12 protein-coding genes are annotated in these 14481 nt (G+C 61.7%); 9 read left to right on the top strand and 3 right to left on the bottom strand.

Going from position 1 to position 14481, the window contains the following annotated elements; all coding sequences use genetic code 11:
* Window positions 1–691 precede the first annotated feature (691 nt).
* Both ACIP1G_RS15395 and ACIP1G_RS15390 read left to right on the top strand, forming a co-directional pair.
* A complete protein-coding gene (locus ACIP1G_RS15395) occupies window positions 692–955 on the top strand; it encodes a DUF3077 domain-containing protein (RefSeq protein WP_400738439.1) in 264 nt (87 codons plus the stop codon).
* A 565-nt stretch (window positions 956–1520) separates the two neighbouring features.
* Window positions 1521–3824 carry a YgiQ family radical SAM protein gene (locus tag ACIP1G_RS15390; RefSeq protein WP_400738436.1) on the top strand — a complete coding sequence of 768 codons (2304 nt, stop codon included), beginning with the start codon at window positions 1521–1523 and terminating at the stop codon, window positions 3822–3824.
* Window positions 3825–3955: 131 nt separating this feature from the next.
* Here the strand turns inward: ACIP1G_RS15390 and ACIP1G_RS15385 are convergent, their stop codons facing one another.
* Window positions 3956–4543 (bottom strand): TIGR00730 family Rossman fold protein, encoded by a 588-nt coding sequence (locus ACIP1G_RS15385; protein WP_400738433.1) that lies wholly within the window; start codon window positions 4541–4543, stop codon window positions 3956–3958.
* Between the two features lie 349 nt (window positions 4544–4892).
* On the opposite strand from ACIP1G_RS15385, the gene azu reads away from it, so the two are divergent.
* A complete protein-coding gene (gene azu / locus ACIP1G_RS15380) occupies window positions 4893–5342 on the top strand; it encodes an azurin (protein WP_400738430.1) in 450 nt (149 codons plus the stop codon).
* Window positions 5343–5453: 111 nt separating this feature from the next.
* On the opposite strand, the gene nadE is transcribed toward azu, so the two are convergent.
* Together nadE and pncB are read right to left on the bottom strand one after the other, a co-directional pair.
* Window positions 5454–6281, bottom strand: coding sequence for an ammonia-dependent NAD(+) synthetase (gene nadE / locus ACIP1G_RS15375; protein ID WP_400738428.1), 828 nt, complete (start codon window positions 6279–6281; stop codon window positions 5454–5456).
* A gap of 3 nt (window positions 6282–6284) precedes the next feature.
* Window positions 6285–7490, bottom strand: coding sequence for a nicotinate phosphoribosyltransferase (gene pncB / locus ACIP1G_RS15370; protein ID WP_400738426.1), 1206 nt, complete (start codon window positions 7488–7490; stop codon window positions 6285–6287).
* A 470-nt stretch (window positions 7491–7960) separates the two neighbouring features.
* Here pncB and ACIP1G_RS15365 point away from each other — a divergent pair, with 470 nt between their 5' ends.
* From ACIP1G_RS15365 to ACIP1G_RS15340, 6 genes are all read left to right on the top strand, one after another.
* Entirely contained in the window at window positions 7961–9097 is a 1137-nt protein-coding gene (locus ACIP1G_RS15365) for a branched-chain amino acid ABC transporter substrate-binding protein (RefSeq protein ID WP_400738423.1), read from the top strand.
* A 155-nt stretch (window positions 9098–9252) separates the two neighbouring features.
* Window positions 9253–10167: an ABC transporter permease subunit gene (locus ACIP1G_RS15360; protein ID WP_014592581.1), complete on the top strand. Its 915-nt coding sequence runs from the start codon at window positions 9253–9255 to the stop codon at window positions 10165–10167.
* Between the two features lie 2 nt (window positions 10168–10169).
* The gene (livM, locus tag ACIP1G_RS15355; protein WP_400738420.1) at window positions 10170–11474 is read left to right on the top strand and encodes a high-affinity branched-chain amino acid ABC transporter permease LivM; all 1305 of its coding nucleotides are present in this window, start codon (window positions 10170–10172) and stop codon (window positions 11472–11474) included.
* Entirely contained in the window at window positions 11471–12346 is an 876-nt protein-coding gene (locus tag ACIP1G_RS15350; RefSeq protein ID WP_010955466.1) for an ATP-binding cassette domain-containing protein, read from the top strand. The genes livM and ACIP1G_RS15350 overlap by 4 nt, the downstream gene beginning before the upstream one ends.
* Window positions 12343–13059: an ABC transporter ATP-binding protein gene (locus tag ACIP1G_RS15345; protein ID WP_004576969.1), complete on the top strand. Its 717-nt coding sequence runs from the start codon at window positions 12343–12345 to the stop codon at window positions 13057–13059. Before ACIP1G_RS15350 ends, ACIP1G_RS15345 begins: the two co-directional genes overlap by 4 nt.
* A gap of 593 nt (window positions 13060–13652) precedes the next feature.
* Entirely contained in the window at window positions 13653–14420 is a 768-nt protein-coding gene (locus ACIP1G_RS15340; protein ID WP_019471449.1) for an SDR family oxidoreductase, read from the top strand.
* The last annotated feature ends 61 nt before the right edge of the window (window positions 14421–14481 follow it).

Raw genomic sequence — 14481 nt, 5'->3', positions numbered from 1 at the left:
CCCCCCCCCCCCCCCCCCCCCCCCCCCCCCCCCCCCCCCCCCCCCCCCCCCCCCCCCCCCCCCCCCCCCCCCCCCCCCCCCCCCCGCTCCTACAAGGCCTATGCTTGCCTATTTCTCCAAGAAATAATCAGTTTTCTCCCGTTGCGCGTAGGCCGTTTCTGAAATAGCTTCCAACCGCCTTTGCGCCATTGCGTTGGTTTTCCGGGCGGCCTAGTCTGGCTCTGTCGTTGCCCAAGCAGCGACCGGGCCTGTAAGTCCGATCAGGAAACGAATGTTGTTCACCGTAAGCCAATGGCACGCCATTGGGCTCGCTTGATGGTGGCTGCGTGCGGGAGGTTTTCGAACCTGCCGGTTTTCGTTCTCTATCCGGTCTTGCAGACCCGTACGTGACCGCCACCCATCACACTGCAAGTCATGAGTGCGGCTCTTTTGAACCTACAGAGAGCTAAAGCATGCTGAAAATTGTCCCCGATCCACCCCACGATCCCCCTTTTCTTGAAGACAACCCGATGCAGGGGCAGATGCCTGTTGTAAGGCTTCGTTGATATGTCGCCTGGGCGGGCCCTTTCGCGGGTAAACCCGCTCCTACACACGGTCATCACATGGCAGGGCCAGCGGTGGTCGTTGTAGGAGCGGGTTTACCCGCGAAGAGGCCGGCCCAGGCAGTCGAGAAATTCGAGGGGATTGAACAATGACAACAGAAGACACCCAGTTCGCCGTCGGCAAGACCACGTTCTATCAAGGCGAAAATTGCACCCACCCGTTGTTCCGCATCGAGCCCGGTATCCCGTGCCGGGACGCCCGCGAGCAGTCTTCGGAGTTGATGGGGTATGTGCGCGAATTGACCATAACCGGGTTGATGGATGAGAAGCCGATGATCATCTGGGCTGCCCATTACCTGAGTGCGATGGCCAAGGCGCTGATGGATGATGCTGAGTTGGGGATGAAGCAGTGAGGGGTTGGCTTCAGGTTGCATGAAGGCTGCCAGGTGTTCGCCGCAGCAGTTTCTGCGCCTGTGAAATCGAGCGCCGAAGCGTTCGCCTCGACACATACAGCGCCTGCGAGATCGAGCGCCGCCCGCGCGGCGCTTCGCGGCTAAAGCCGCTCCTACGTTTGTTTCGGGCCAATTATTCCTGTGGGTTTTGCGCGCGAACGTCTTGGCGCCCGCCACGATATCGCGTCGTAAAAACAAGGCGGTCGCGCGCGTCCGGCACAGGCAATACTGGCCCGAAACAAACGTAGGAGCGGCTTTAGCCGCGAAGCGCCGCGCGGGCGGCGCTCGATCTCATAGGCGCTGAAAATGTTGCGGTGAACACCTGGCAACCCCACCGCAACCCCACCGCAACCCCACCGCAACCCCACCGCAACCCCACCACAACCCCCAAGCCAGCCATCCGGCACCCCCGCCCACCCAACCGTCGCCCCACCCACCAATCCCCACGAATCCAGTCGGATTTGGTCAAAATTTGTGCTATATTCCGCGCCCGCGATTTCCCTGTACACCAGAACCGGTCACTGACATGCAAGCAGCCAAACCACTCTACGACTATCCCAAGTACTGGGCCGAATGCTTCGGGCCAGCACCTTTCCTGCCAATGAGCAGGGAGGAGATGGATCTGCTCGGCTGGGATTCCTGCGACATCATCATCGTGACCGGGGACGCCTACGTCGACCACGCGTCGTTCGGCATGGCCATCATCGGCCGTTTGCTGGAAGCCCAGGGCTTCCGCGTGGGCATCATCGCCCAGCCGAACTGGCAGTCCAAAGACGACTTCATGAAGCTCGGCGAGCCGAACCTGTTCTTCGGTGTGGCCGCGGGCAACATGGACTCGATGATCAACCGCTACACCGCGGACAAGAAGATCCGTTCCGACGACGCCTATACCCCGGGTGGCTTGGCCGGCAAGCGCCCGGACCGTGCCAGCCTGGTGTACAGCCAGCGCTGCAAGGAAGCCTACAAGCACGTGCCGATCGTGCTGGGTGGCATCGAGGCTTCGCTGCGCCGTATCGCTCACTACGATTACTGGCAGGACAAGGTCCGTCACTCGATCCTGATCGACGCCAGCGCCGATATCCTGCTGTACGGCAACGCCGAGCGGGCCATCGTCGAGGTCGCGCAGCGCATGTCCCAGGGCGAGAAAATCGAGCACATCACCGATGTGCGTGGCACCGCGTTCATTCGCCGTGACACGCCAGCGGACTGGTTCGAGATCGACTCCACCCGCATCGACCGCCCGGGCCGCGTCGACAAGATCATCAACCCGTACGTGAACACCCAGGACACCCAGGCCTGCGCCATCGAGCAAGCCAAGGGCGACCAGGAAGACCCGAACGAAGCCAAGGTCGTGCAGATTCTCGACAGCCCGCGCATGACCCGCGACAAGTCGGTCATCCGCTTGCCGTCGTTCGAAAAGGTGCGTAACGACCCGGTGCTCTACGCTCACGCCAACCGCGTGCTGCACCTGGAAACCAACCCGGGCAACGCCCGCGCGCTGGTGCAGAAGCACGGCGAAGTGGACGTGTGGTTCAACCCGCCACCCATCCCGATGACCACCGAGGAAATGGACTACGTGTTCGGCATGCCCTACGCGCGTATTCCGCACCCGGCGTATGGCAAGGAGCGCATCCCGGCCTACGAGATGATCCGTTTCTCTGTGAACATCATGCGTGGCTGCTTCGGTGGCTGCACCTTCTGCTCGATCACCGAGCACGAAGGCCGCATCATCCAGAACCGCTCGCACGAGTCGATCCTGCACGAAATCGAAGAGATGCGTGACAAGGTGCCGGGCTTCACCGGCGTGGTTTCCGACCTTGGCGGGCCAACCGCCAACATGTACCGCATCGCCTGCAAGAGCCACGAAATCGAGAAGCACTGCCGCAAGCCGTCGTGCGTGTTCCCGGGTATCTGTGAAAACCTCAACACCGACCACAGCTCGCTGATCGAGTTGTACCGCAAGGCCCGTGCCTTGCCGGGTGTGAAGAAGATCCTGATTGCCTCGGGCCTGCGCTACGACCTGGCCGTGGAATCACCGGAGTACGTCAAGGAGCTGGTCACCCACCACGTTGGCGGCTACCTGAAGATTGCCCCGGAGCACACCGAGCGTGGCCCGCTGGACAAGATGATGAAGCCGGGTATCGGCACCTACGACCGCTTCAAGCGCATGTTCGAGAAGTTCTCGAAAGAGGCGGGCAAGGAGCAGTACCTGATCCCGTACTTCATCGCTGCGCACCCGGGCACCACCGACGAAGACATGATGAACCTGGCCCTCTGGCTGAAGGGCAACGGCTTCCGTGCCGACCAGGTGCAGGCGTTCTACCCGTCGCCAATGGCCTCGGCCACGGCCATGTACCACTCGGGCAAGAACCCGCTGCGCAAGGTGACCTACAAGAGCGAAGGGGTGGAGATCGTCAAGAGCGAAGAGCAGCGCCGCCTGCACAAGGCGTTCTTGCGTTACCACGACCCGAAGGGCTGGCCGATGCTGCGTGAAGCGCTGGAGCGCATGGGCCGTGCCGACCTGATCGGGCCGGGCAAGCACCAGCTGATCCCGCTGCACCAGCCGCAGACCGATACCTACCAGAGCGCGCGTCGCAAGAACTCGACACCGGCGGGTAGCCACAAGGTGGGCAAGGAGCAGAAGATCCTGACCCAGCACACCGGCCTGCCGCCGCGTGCAAGCGATGGCAGCAAGCCGTGGGACAAGCGTGAGAAGGCCAAGGCGGATGCGTTTGCGCGTAACCAGCAGGCGGCCAAGGAGCGCAAGGAAGCGGCCAAGGGTGGTGGCGGCAAGGGCAAGAAGCCACGTCAGCCAGTTATTCCGCGTTAATCCAGGCCTTGCACAGAACCCTGTGGGAGCGGGTTTACCCGCGAATGCGTCAGTAGACCTACCATCGCATTCGCGGGTGAACCCGCTCCCACAGGTTAGGTGTCAGGCCAATCAAACGAGATCAACCGAGGTCAGTCGGGTTTCTTGTCGACCCACTTCGGCGCCACTGGCGCGACAAAGTTGTCCATCCCGTCCAGCAGCTGATCCGGCTGCTGCCCCAGCAGCAACATCGCCCGGTGCTGCGGGCGCACAAAGCCTTCTTCGACGATATGGTCGAGGAACCCGCCCAGCTTGTCGTAGAAACCATTCACATCGAGCAGCCCCAGCGGCTTGGCGTGATAGCCCAGCTGCCCCCAGGTCCACACCTCGAACAACTCCTCCAGCGTACCCAGCCCACCCGGCAAGGCGATGAAGGCATCGCTCAGCTCGGCCATGCGGGCCTTGCGCGCATGCATGCCATCCACCACTTCCAGCCGCGTCAGGCCTTTGTGGCCGACTTCAGCGTCCAGCAGGCTCTGCGGAATGATCCCGACCACTTCGCCACCAGCCGCCATGGCCGCGTCGGCTACCACACCCATCAAGCCGACCGCGCCACCGCCATACACCAGGGTCAAACCACGGCGGGCGATGGCCTGGCCGAGCGCGATGGCCGCTTCACGGTAGGCAGGGTTGGCGCCGATGCTGGCACCACAGAACACACAAACGGAACGTACGGGCATTGCTCATCTCCTGTGACTCAGGCAGATAGGGTAAGGCCCGTGGCCTACAGTTCCAAGACGGGCTTCACTCCGGGCGGGAGAATTCGCAGATAGCGCCCGTGGCACCTTGGGCATAAGCAGCAAGCAGGCTGTTCAGGAAACTGGAGATGGGCATTTGGTATTGCTCCTAAATGAGAGGTTGTCCCATCGTCCAATAAAAGGGCATGATGTGCCCTTAGATTGGTTGTATACAATCCATTGAACAATTCTACTGGCTGGCCTCTTGACACCCCCTTGACCCATATCAGCAAGGGGCTGAACGGTTTCAGGCAGTCTCGCAATTGATAAAACCCTGCCAAGGAGATTCATGATGTTTGCGAAAGCTGTAGCGGTATCCCTGCTGACCCTCGCCAGCGCTTCTGTCTTCGCCGCCGAGTGCTCGGTGACTGTCGAGTCGACCGATCAGATGTCGTACACCACGAAAGAATTCACGGTCGACAAGAGCTGCAAGGAGTTCACCGTCAAACTGACCCACTCCGGCAACCTGCCGAAGAATGTCATGGGCCACAACCTGGTGATCAGCAAGACCGCCGACATGCAAGGCATTGCCACCGAAGGCATGAGCCAGGGCATCGATAAGGGCTACCTGAAGGAAGATAACCCCAACATCATCGCCCATACCGCGATGATCGGTGCACCGGAAAAAGAAACCGAGGTGAAGTTCGACACTTCCAAGCTGGAAGCCGGTGGCGACTACAGCTTCTTCTGCACCTTCCCGGGCCACATCTCGATGATGAAGGGCAAGGTCATCGTCAAATAATCAAAGCCTGACGCCGAACCCTGTAGGAGCGGGTTTACCCGCGAATGCGGTGGTAGATTCACCATCGCATTCGCGGGTAAACCCGCTCCTACAGGTCTTTCTACAGCCTGATCAAGGGGCGAACGGCAGTTCGCGCTTGTGCTGGGTCTTGCGGTAGGTGGCGACGATGATGTCGAACGCTGCCTGGTCAACCGCCTGCCCATGCAGGAAGGCATCGATCTGCTGGTAAGTCACGCCATGCGACGCTTCGTCCGGCTTGCCCGGCTCCAGGTCTTCCAGGTCCGCAGTCGGCACCTTCTCCACCAGTGACTCCGGCGCACCAAAGCTGCGCGCAATCGCCCGTACCTGGTTTTTCACCAGCCCGCTCAGCGGCGCCAGGTCGCAGGCACCATCGCCAAACTTGGTAAAGAAGCCCATCACCGCCTCGGCGGCGTGGTCGGTACCGATCACCAGGCCCGCGCGGGCGCCGGCGATGGTGTACTGGGCGACCATGCGGGTACGTGCCTTGACGTTGCCAACCACGAAGTCCACCAGCGTTGGCGAGCCGTTCTTCAGCTCCACCACTTCAGCCGCCAAGGCCCGCACTGCCGGGGCGATATCCACGGTATGCACTTCATCGGCCTTGATCACGTCCAGGCACGCCTGGGCGTCATGCTCGTCATGCTGCACCTGATAAGGCAGGCGCACGGCGATGAAGGTGTAGGCCTTGTCGCCGGTTTCGGCGCGCAACTCGTTGACGGCGCGCTGGGCGAGCAGGGCGGCGGTCAGCGAGTCGACGCCGCCGCTGATGCCCAGCACCAGGGTCTTGAGCCGGGCATTGGCCAGGCAGTCCTTGATGAACGCCACGCGTCGGGCAACTTCGGCCTCAAGCGCTGCAGCGTCGGCGAACGGCGGCTGTACCTTCAGCGCCTGGGCAATCTCTTGCTGAACCGCTTGCATGGGTTACTCCTTGCTGGGGACTTTGAATACGTGGCGCATGTAGGCGACGAAGTTCTCGTCGCGGCATTGGGTCTTGGCGGCTTCATCGGAGATCTTGGCCACTGGCGCGCCGTTGCAGTCGGTCATTTTAAGCACGATGCTCATCGGCGCCACGCCCAGGATGTCACAGGTCAGGTTGGTGCCAATGCCAAAACTGACGTTGATGCGACCGCGCAGGGCACGGAAGATTTCCAGCGAGCGGGTCAGGTTGAGGCCGTCGGAAAACACCAGGGTCTTGGTCATCGGATCGATACCCAGTTTCTGGTAGTGGGCAATGGCCTTTTCCGCCCAGGCTACTGGCTCGCCCGAGTCATGGCGCAGGCCGTCGAACAGCTTGGCGAAGTACAGGTCGAAATCGCTGAGGAAGGCATCCATGGTGATGCAGTCGGTCAGGGCGATGCCGAGCAGGCCGCGGTACTCGCGCACCCAGCAGTCCAGCGCGGCGATCTGGCTGTCGATCAAGCGCGGGCCGAGCTGCTGGTGGGCCATGATCCACTCGTGGGCCATGGTGCCCAGCGGCTTGATATCCAGTTTCCATGCCAGGTCAACGTTGCTGGTGCCGACAAAACGGCCCGGGAAGTCGTCGCGCAGCACCTGCACAACCTCTTCCTGCACGCGGCTGGAGAAGCGCCGGCGGGTGCCGAAGTCGGCTACCTGCAGTTCGGCCAGTTCGTCGTCGCTGGCATGCGCGCGCAGCCAGTCGAACTTGCGGTACAGCTGGTCGCGCGCTTCGGCCAGGCGCATGCGTGGGTGCAGGTGGCGGTTGCGCACTTCGCTGATGATGGCCAGCAACGGCACTTCGAACAGGATCACATGCAGCCACGGGCCTTTCAGGCGCAGGAACAGCTGGTCGTTTTCAATGCCGATGCGCACGTAGCGCAGGTTGAAGCGGAACAGGCGCAGAAAGCGCAGGAAGTCGGGCTTGAGGAAGCTGATGCGTTCGAGGAAGGCCAGCTGGCCATCATCCAGGGTGAGGTCGCTGAGCAGTTCGAGCTGGTTGCGGATCTCGCCGAGGTAGGGGCGCAGGTCCTCGCCATTGCGGCAGCGGAATTCCCATTCGACGTCGGCGTCCGGGTAGTTGTGCAGCACGCCCTGCATCATGGTGAGTTTGTAGAAGTCGGTGTCGAGCAGGTTGTGCACGATGCGCTCGGCGAATGCGCTCTCGCTCATCAATGGGGCTCCGGAAGCGGCGAATGGCCGATATTGTGCCAGCCTTTTCGGCCTTGTTGTGTCTGGGTTGGCCTCTTCGCGGGTGAACCCGCTCCCACAGAGACCGCGTAACTGCCAAAACCGCGTGTTTTTCCGTGCACCAGCTAGCCTTGAAACGGTGCCGCCTGTAGCAGTCGCGCACCAGCGGTGTGCACTTCGGTGACGTCGGCTGTTACAGGGCGGTTGCACGTAAACACTTGTCAGGGTTGCAATGATGGCACTTGGCGGTTGCTCCTTGTCTGTACGTGTGGTGGCGCCTGCCGCATGGCAGACGGTTGCACGCTCAATAAAGAAAAGGCCGTCGGTCGCCTGCAGGCACCCCTCACCGTGTGTTTTCCCGGAAGACAAAACCTATGGCACGGCCCTTGCTCTGAGCACAGGGCTGAGAAGTTGTAGTGCCAACCAAAAAAAAACTCTAGGAGCACCACCTCATGTCGCAGACGTTTTACAAGAAAGGTTTCCTGGCTCTGGCCGTAGCTACGGCACTGGGTGTTTCTTCGTATGTTCAGGCCGACGTCAAGATCGGTGTAGCGGGCCCCATGACCGGGGCAAACGCAGCGTTTGGCGAGCAGTACATGAAAGGTGCGCAGGCAGCGGCCGACAAGATCAACGCCGCCGGTGGCGTCAACGGCGAGAAAATCGTCCTGGTCAAAGGCGATGACGCGTGCGAGCCAAAGCAGGCCGTGGCCGTGGCCAACCGCCTGGTCGACCAGGACAAGGTGATCGGTGTGGTCGGCCACTTCTGTTCCTCCAACACCATCCCGGCCTCCGAGGTGTATGACGAGGCTGGCGTGATCGCCATTACCCCAGGCTCCACCAACCCGCAGGTTACCGAGCGCGGCCTGAGCGCCATGTTCCGCATGTGCGGCCGTGACGACCAACAGGGCATCGTTGCCGGCGACTACATCGTCGACGTGCTAAAGGGCAAGAAAGTTGCCGTGCTGCACGACAAAGACACCTATGGCCAAGGCCTGGCTGATGCGACCAAGGCACAGCTGGAGAAGCGTGGCGTCAAGCCGGTGCTGTACGAAGGCCTGACCCGTGGCGAGAAAGACTTCAGCGCCGTGGTCACCAAGATCCGCTCCACCGGTGCCGACGTGGTCTACTTCGGCGGCCTGCACCCGGAAGCCGGCCCGCTGGTACGCCAGCTGCGCGAGCAGGGCCTGAAGGACGTCAAGTTCATGTCCGATGACGGCATCGTTACCGACGAACTGGTGTCCACCGCTGGCGGCGCGCAGTACGTCGATGGCGTTTACATGACCTTCGGTGCCGACCCGCGCCTGCTGCCAGACAGCAAGGCGGTGGTAGAGGAGTTCCGCAAGGCCGGTACCGAACCTGAAGGCTACACCCTGTACGCCTACGCCTCGCTGCAGGCCTTGGCCGCCGCGTTCAACGGCGCCAAGACGAACAAGGGCGAAGACGCCGCCAAGTGGCTCAAGGCCAACCCGGTCAAGACCGTCATGGGCGAGAAGAAGTGGGACAGCAAGGGTGACCTGACCGTGTCCGACTACGTGGTCTACCAGTGGGACAAGACCGGCAAGTACCACCAGCTGGATAAACAAAAATAATAACGGCCGCCAGCCCGGGTGCACATGCTTCCGGGCCAACGCCCCGCGGTACCTGTCTTTATTCGGAGATCTGCACGGCTGCGCTGCTGGGGCCGCTTCATCCGTGGTCTTTCGTGGTCGGCATTCGTGCAGTCTCGCTCAGGTGAGATTGCGTTATGGATGGTATTTTCCTGCAGCAACTGGTCAACGGCCTGACCCTCGGGTCGGTCTATGGCCTGATCGCCATCGGCTACACAATGGTCTATGGCATTATCGGCATGATCAACTTCGCGCACGGCGAGGTGTACATGATCTCCGCGTACCTCGCGGCGATCAGCCTGGCATTGCTGGCTTACTTCGGTGTCGAGTCGTTCCCCCTGCTGATGCTGGGCACTCTGTTGTTCACCATCGTCGTCACCGGTGTGTACGGCTTCACCATCGAGCGCATCGCCTACAAACCCCTGCGCAACTCCACCCGCCTGGCACCGCTGATCAGCGCCATCGGCATTTCGCTGATCCTGCAGAACTACGCGCAGATCAGCCAGGGCGCACGCCAGCAAGGCGTACCCACCCTGCTTGAAGGCGCCATGCGCGTCGAAGTCGGCACCGGCTTCGTGCAACTGACCTACACCAAGATCTTCATCCTGGTGGCAGCCTTTGTCGGCATGGGCCTGCTCACCTACGTGATCAAGTACACCAAGCTCGGCCGCATGTGCCGTGCTACCCAGCAAGACCGCAAGATGGCCTCGATCCTGGGTATCAACACCGACCGGGTGATCTCCTACGTGTTCGTCATCGGTGCGGTGATGGCAGCGCTGGCCGGCGTGCTGATTACCATGAACTACGGCACTTTCGACTTCTACGCTGGCTTCATCATCGGCATCAAGGCGTTCACCGCCGCGGTGCTGGGTGGTATCGGCTCGCTGCCTGGCGCCATGCTCGGCGGGATCATCCTGGGCATTTCCGAGTCGCTGTTCTCTGGCCTGATCAACTCCGACTACAAGGACGTGTTCAGCTTCTCGCTGCTGGTGATGATCCTTATCTTCCGCCCACAAGGCCTGCTGGGTCGCCCGCTCGTGGCTAAGGTGTGAACATGTCCGTTGCCAAAACTGCCGCTGTAAGCGAAACCAACAAGGGTTTCGACCTTAAACGCAGCCTGCTGGAGACCATCGTCGCCGGCCTGCTGGCCCTCATTGTGTTTGGCCCGGTCGTCGGCGTGGTGCTCGACGGCTACACCTTCAACGCCGAACCGCGCCGGGTTGCCTGGCTGGTGGGTGGGGTAATGCTTGGGCGTTTCCTGCTCAGCCTCTACCTGCAGACCGCTGCCGGGCGGCGCATGCTCGAAGGTTTCGACAGTGGTGGCTCGGGCGTGCATGTGCGTGCGCCGAACTACGTGTCGCGCCTGCGCTACATCATTCCGGCGCTGGTGGTTATTGCCATTGTTTTCCCGATCTTCGCCAACAAGTACCTGCTGACCGTGGTTATCCTCGGCCTGATCTACGTGCTGCTGGGCCTGGGCCTGAACATTGTGGTTGGCCTGGCTGGCCTGCTCGACCTGGGCTACGTGGCGTTCTACGCCATCGGTGCCTATGGCCTGGCGCTGGGTTACCAATACCTCGGCCTGGGCTTCTGGAGCGTGCTGCCACTGGCGGCCATCGCCGCGGCGCTGGCGGGGTGCATCCTCGGTTTCCCGGTGCTACGGATGCACGGTGACTACCTGGCGATCGTGACCCTGGGCTTTGGTGAAATCATCCGCCTGGTGCTGAACAACTGGCTGTCGTTCACTGGCGGCCCCAATGGCATGCCGGCGCCGTCGCCCACCTTCTTCGGCCTTGAATTCGGCCGCCGGGCCAAGGATGGCGGGGTGCCGATCCACGAGTTCTTCGGCTTCGATTACAACGCCAACCTCAAGTTCGTGTTCATCTACGCGGTGCTGTTCATCGTTGTGCTGGCCGTGCTGTACATCAAGCACCGCCTGACCCGCATGCCGGTCGGCCGGGCCTGGGAAGCACTGCGCGAAGACGAAATCGCTTGCCGCTCGATGGGCCTGAACCACGTGCTGGTCAAGCTTTCAGCGTTCACCCTGGGTGCCTCCACTGCCGGCCTGGCCGGGGTGTTCTTTGCCACCTACCAAGGCTTCGTCAACCCGTCGTCGTTCACCTTCTTCGAGTCGGCGCTGATCCTCGCCATCGTCGTATTGGGTGGCATGGGTTCGACCGTGGGCGTGGTCATCGCCGCATTCGTGCTGACCGTGGCGCCAGAGCTGCTGCGCAGCTTCTCCGAATACCGGGTGCTGCTGTTCGGCGTGCTGATGGTGCTGATGATGATCTGGCGACCGCGTGGGCTGATCCGCATCAGCCGTACCGGTGTGACCCCGCGTAAAGGAGTGGCGCCATGAGCGACGATATCATTCTCTCGGTCGACAACCTGATGATGCAGTTTGGTGGCATCAAGGCGCTCAGCGATGTCAGCCTGAAGGTCCGGCGTAACCAGATCTTCGCCCTGATCGGCCCCAACGGCGCCGGCAAAACCACCGTGTTCAACTGCCTGACCGGCTTCTACAAGGCCAGCGGCGGGCGCATTGAACTGAACGTGCGCGGCAGCCACACCAACGTTATCCAGCTGCTCGGCGAACGCTTCCAGGCCGCCGACTTCGTGTCGCCGGCGCGCTTTGCCAACCGCATGTACTACAAGATGTTCGGCGGTACCCACCTGGTCAACCGCGCCGGCCTGGCGCGCACCTTCCAGAACATTCGCCTGTTCAAGGAAATGTCGGTGGTGGAGAACCTGCTGGTGGCCCAGCACATGTGGGTCAACCGCAACCTGCTGGCCGGGGTGCTCAACACCAAGGCCTACCGCAAGGCCGAAAGCGATGCGCTGGACCACGCCTTCTACTGGCTGGAAGTGGTCGACCTGGTCGACTGCGCCAACCGCCTGGCCGGTGAGCTGTCGTACGGCCAGCAGCGCCGCCTGGAAATAGCCCGGGCCATGTGCACGCGGCCGAAGATCATCTGCCTGGACGAACCGGCGGCGGGCCTGAACCCGCAGGAAACCGAGGCGCTTAGCCGCATGATCCGCGTGCTGCGTGACGAGCACGACATCACCGTGGTGCTGATCGAGCACGACATGGGCATGGTCATGAGCATTTCCGACCATATCGTGGTGCTGGACCACGGCAACGTGATTGCCGAAGGCGCGCCGCAGGACATCCGCCACAACCCGACGGTGATCGCTGCCTACCTGGGTGCAGACGAAGAGGAACTGGTATGAGTGCACCCATTCTCGAACTGAAGGACCTGGACGTGTTCTACGGCCCGATCCAGGCGCTGAAAAAGGTTTCGATGCACATCAACGAAGGCGAGACGGTCAGCCTGATCGGCGCCAACGGTGCCGGCAAGTCGACCCTGCTGATGTCGATCTTCGGCCAGCCGCGGGCGGCCTCCGGGCACATCGTGTACCGCGGCACCGACATCACCCGCAAGTCGTCGCACTACATCGCTTCCAACGGCATCGCCCAGTCGCCGGAAGGGCGCCGGGTGTTCCCCGACATGACCGTCGAGGAAAACCTGATGATGGGCACCATCCCCATCGGCGACAAGCATGCCGACGAAGACATGCAGCGAATGTACGAGCTGTTCCCGCGCTTGAAGGAGCGGCGTAACCAGCGGGCCATGACCATGTCCGGTGGCGAGCAGCAAATGCTGGCTATTGCCCGGGCGCTGATGAGCCGGCCGAAGTTGCTGTTGCTGGACGAGCCATCGCTGGGGCTGGCGCCGATTGTGGTGAAGCAGATCTTCTCGACCCTGCGTGAGCTGGCCAAGACCGGCATGACCATCTTTTTGGTGGAGCAGAACGCCAACCATGCGCTGAAGCTGTCGGACCGGGCCTATGTGATGGTCAACGGGCAGATTCGCATGACCGGGACCGGGCAGGAGTTGTTGGTCAACGAGGAAGTGCGTAACGCCTATCTTGGCGGGCACTGAGTTGTAGTCGGGGCTGCAAAGCAGCCCCATTCCCAATGTGGACAACTTGTCGCGCACCTATCTCCATACACATCACCATCCCCACACAAGCCCTTGTTTCCACAGGCCAGATCTTTTCCACGGATAATGTGGAACCGCCTGTGGAAAACATGGTGGCATCTCTCTCAAGCCCTTTGGTATCAAGCCCTGCAGAGTTGCGATCATTTTTTGATCACGTCCCCCTTGTGGATGATTTTCTCAAGCTTTTCAGTACACTGCATGCACTTGAAGGCTAGCGCATTTCCTGTGGATAACTCTGTGTAAAAACCTTGGACAGACCGCTACAGGCGGCATGCTTGAAAGCCTTGCGCCATCACCGAAAAGATATCCACCGACCACGCGTCGCTGAAAGGGTTCCGCACGGTGGGCAAGTTGCCCCCAATCCGTGGGGAAAGCCCTGTGGATAACATGCGCATAGCTGGCGCCGAGCCCTCTGCTGCAAGGGTTTGGCGCATATGAACAAAAAATGAACAGCGCCCTGTACGGCTTGCTGACAGCGCCCGGCGCGGGCATGCTGCAAAGCTGCCATGACAACCTACCGTGAGGAACAGAGCATGACGTCCACCGTATTCATCACTGGCGCAACTTCCGGTTTCGGCGAAGCCACCGCCCGCCGCTTCGCCGAAGCCGGCTGGAAGCTGGTACTCACCGGCCGCCGCAAGGAGCGCCTGGACGCCCTGTGCGCCGAGCTGTCGGCCAAGACCGAAGTGCACGGCCTGGTGCTCGACGTGCGTGACCGCAAGGCCATGGAGCAGGCCATCGCCAGCTTGCCGGCCGGCTTCGAAAAGATTCGTGGCCTGGTCAACAACGCCGGCCTCGCGCTGGGTGTGGATGCGGCGCAGAACTGCAGCCTGGACGACTGGGAAACCATGGTCGACACCAACATCAAGGGCCTGATGTACACCACCCGCCTGCTGCTGCCACGCTTGATCGCCCACGGCCGTGGGGCGTCGATCCTCAACGTCGGCTCCGTGGCGGGCAACTACCCGTACCCGGGCAGCAACGTGTATGGCGGCACCAAGGCCTTCGTCGGCCAGTTCTCGCTGAGCCTGCGCTGCGACCTGCGCGGCACTGGCGTGCGGGTGAGCAACATCGAGCCGGGCCTGTGCGAGAGCGAGTTCTCGCTGGTGCGCTTCGGCGGTGACCAGGCCAAGTACGACGCCACCTACGCGGGCGCCGAGCCGATCCAGCCGCAGGACATTGCCGAGACCATCTTCTGGATCCTCAACCAGCCGGCGCACATCAACATCAACAGCCTGGAGTTGATGCCGGTGAGCCAGGATTGGGCAGGGTTCTCGATCGACCGTTCGGTCAAGGGCTAGGTTTCAGGGCCTATTCGCGGGGCAAGCCCGCTCCCACATGTACTGCACAACATCTGTGGGA

It is taken from the genome of Pseudomonas sp. NPDC089392, assembly GCF_044749595.1.
GTDB lineage: Bacteria > Pseudomonadota > Gammaproteobacteria > Pseudomonadales > Pseudomonadaceae > Aquipseudomonas.
This window is presented reverse-complemented; position numbering and strand designations above follow the sequence as displayed.

Excerpts from the sequence above, each read along its gene's own strand:
- pncB (WP_400738426.1), bottom strand. The coding sequence starts at position 7,490 with ATGAGCGAGAGCGCATTCGCCGAGCGCATCGTGCACAACCTGCTCGAC.
- ACIP1G_RS15350 (WP_010955466.1), top strand. The coding sequence starts at position 11,471 with ATGAGCGACGATATCATTCTCTCGGTCGACAACCTGATGATGCAGTTT.
- ACIP1G_RS15395 (WP_400738439.1), top strand. The coding sequence starts at position 692 with ATGACAACAGAAGACACCCAGTTCGCCGTCGGCAAGACCACGTTCTAT.
- azu (WP_400738430.1), top strand. The coding sequence starts at position 4,893 with ATGTTTGCGAAAGCTGTAGCGGTATCCCTGCTGACCCTCGCCAGCGCT.
- ACIP1G_RS15340 (WP_019471449.1), top strand. The coding sequence starts at position 13,653 with ATGACGTCCACCGTATTCATCACTGGCGCAACTTCCGGTTTCGGCGAA.
- ACIP1G_RS15360 (WP_014592581.1), top strand. The coding sequence starts at position 9,253 with ATGGATGGTATTTTCCTGCAGCAACTGGTCAACGGCCTGACCCTCGGG.
- livM (WP_400738420.1), top strand. The coding sequence starts at position 10,170 with ATGTCCGTTGCCAAAACTGCCGCTGTAAGCGAAACCAACAAGGGTTTC.
- ACIP1G_RS15390 (WP_400738436.1), top strand. The coding sequence starts at position 1,521 with ATGCAAGCAGCCAAACCACTCTACGACTATCCCAAGTACTGGGCCGAA.
- nadE (WP_400738428.1), bottom strand. The coding sequence starts at position 6,281 with ATGCAAGCGGTTCAGCAAGAGATTGCCCAGGCGCTGAAGGTACAGCCG.
- ACIP1G_RS15345 (WP_004576969.1), top strand. The coding sequence starts at position 12,343 with ATGAGTGCACCCATTCTCGAACTGAAGGACCTGGACGTGTTCTACGGC.
- ACIP1G_RS15365 (WP_400738423.1), top strand. The coding sequence starts at position 7,961 with ATGTCGCAGACGTTTTACAAGAAAGGTTTCCTGGCTCTGGCCGTAGCT.
- ACIP1G_RS15385 (WP_400738433.1), bottom strand. The coding sequence starts at position 4,543 with ATGCCCGTACGTTCCGTTTGTGTGTTCTGTGGTGCCAGCATCGGCGCC.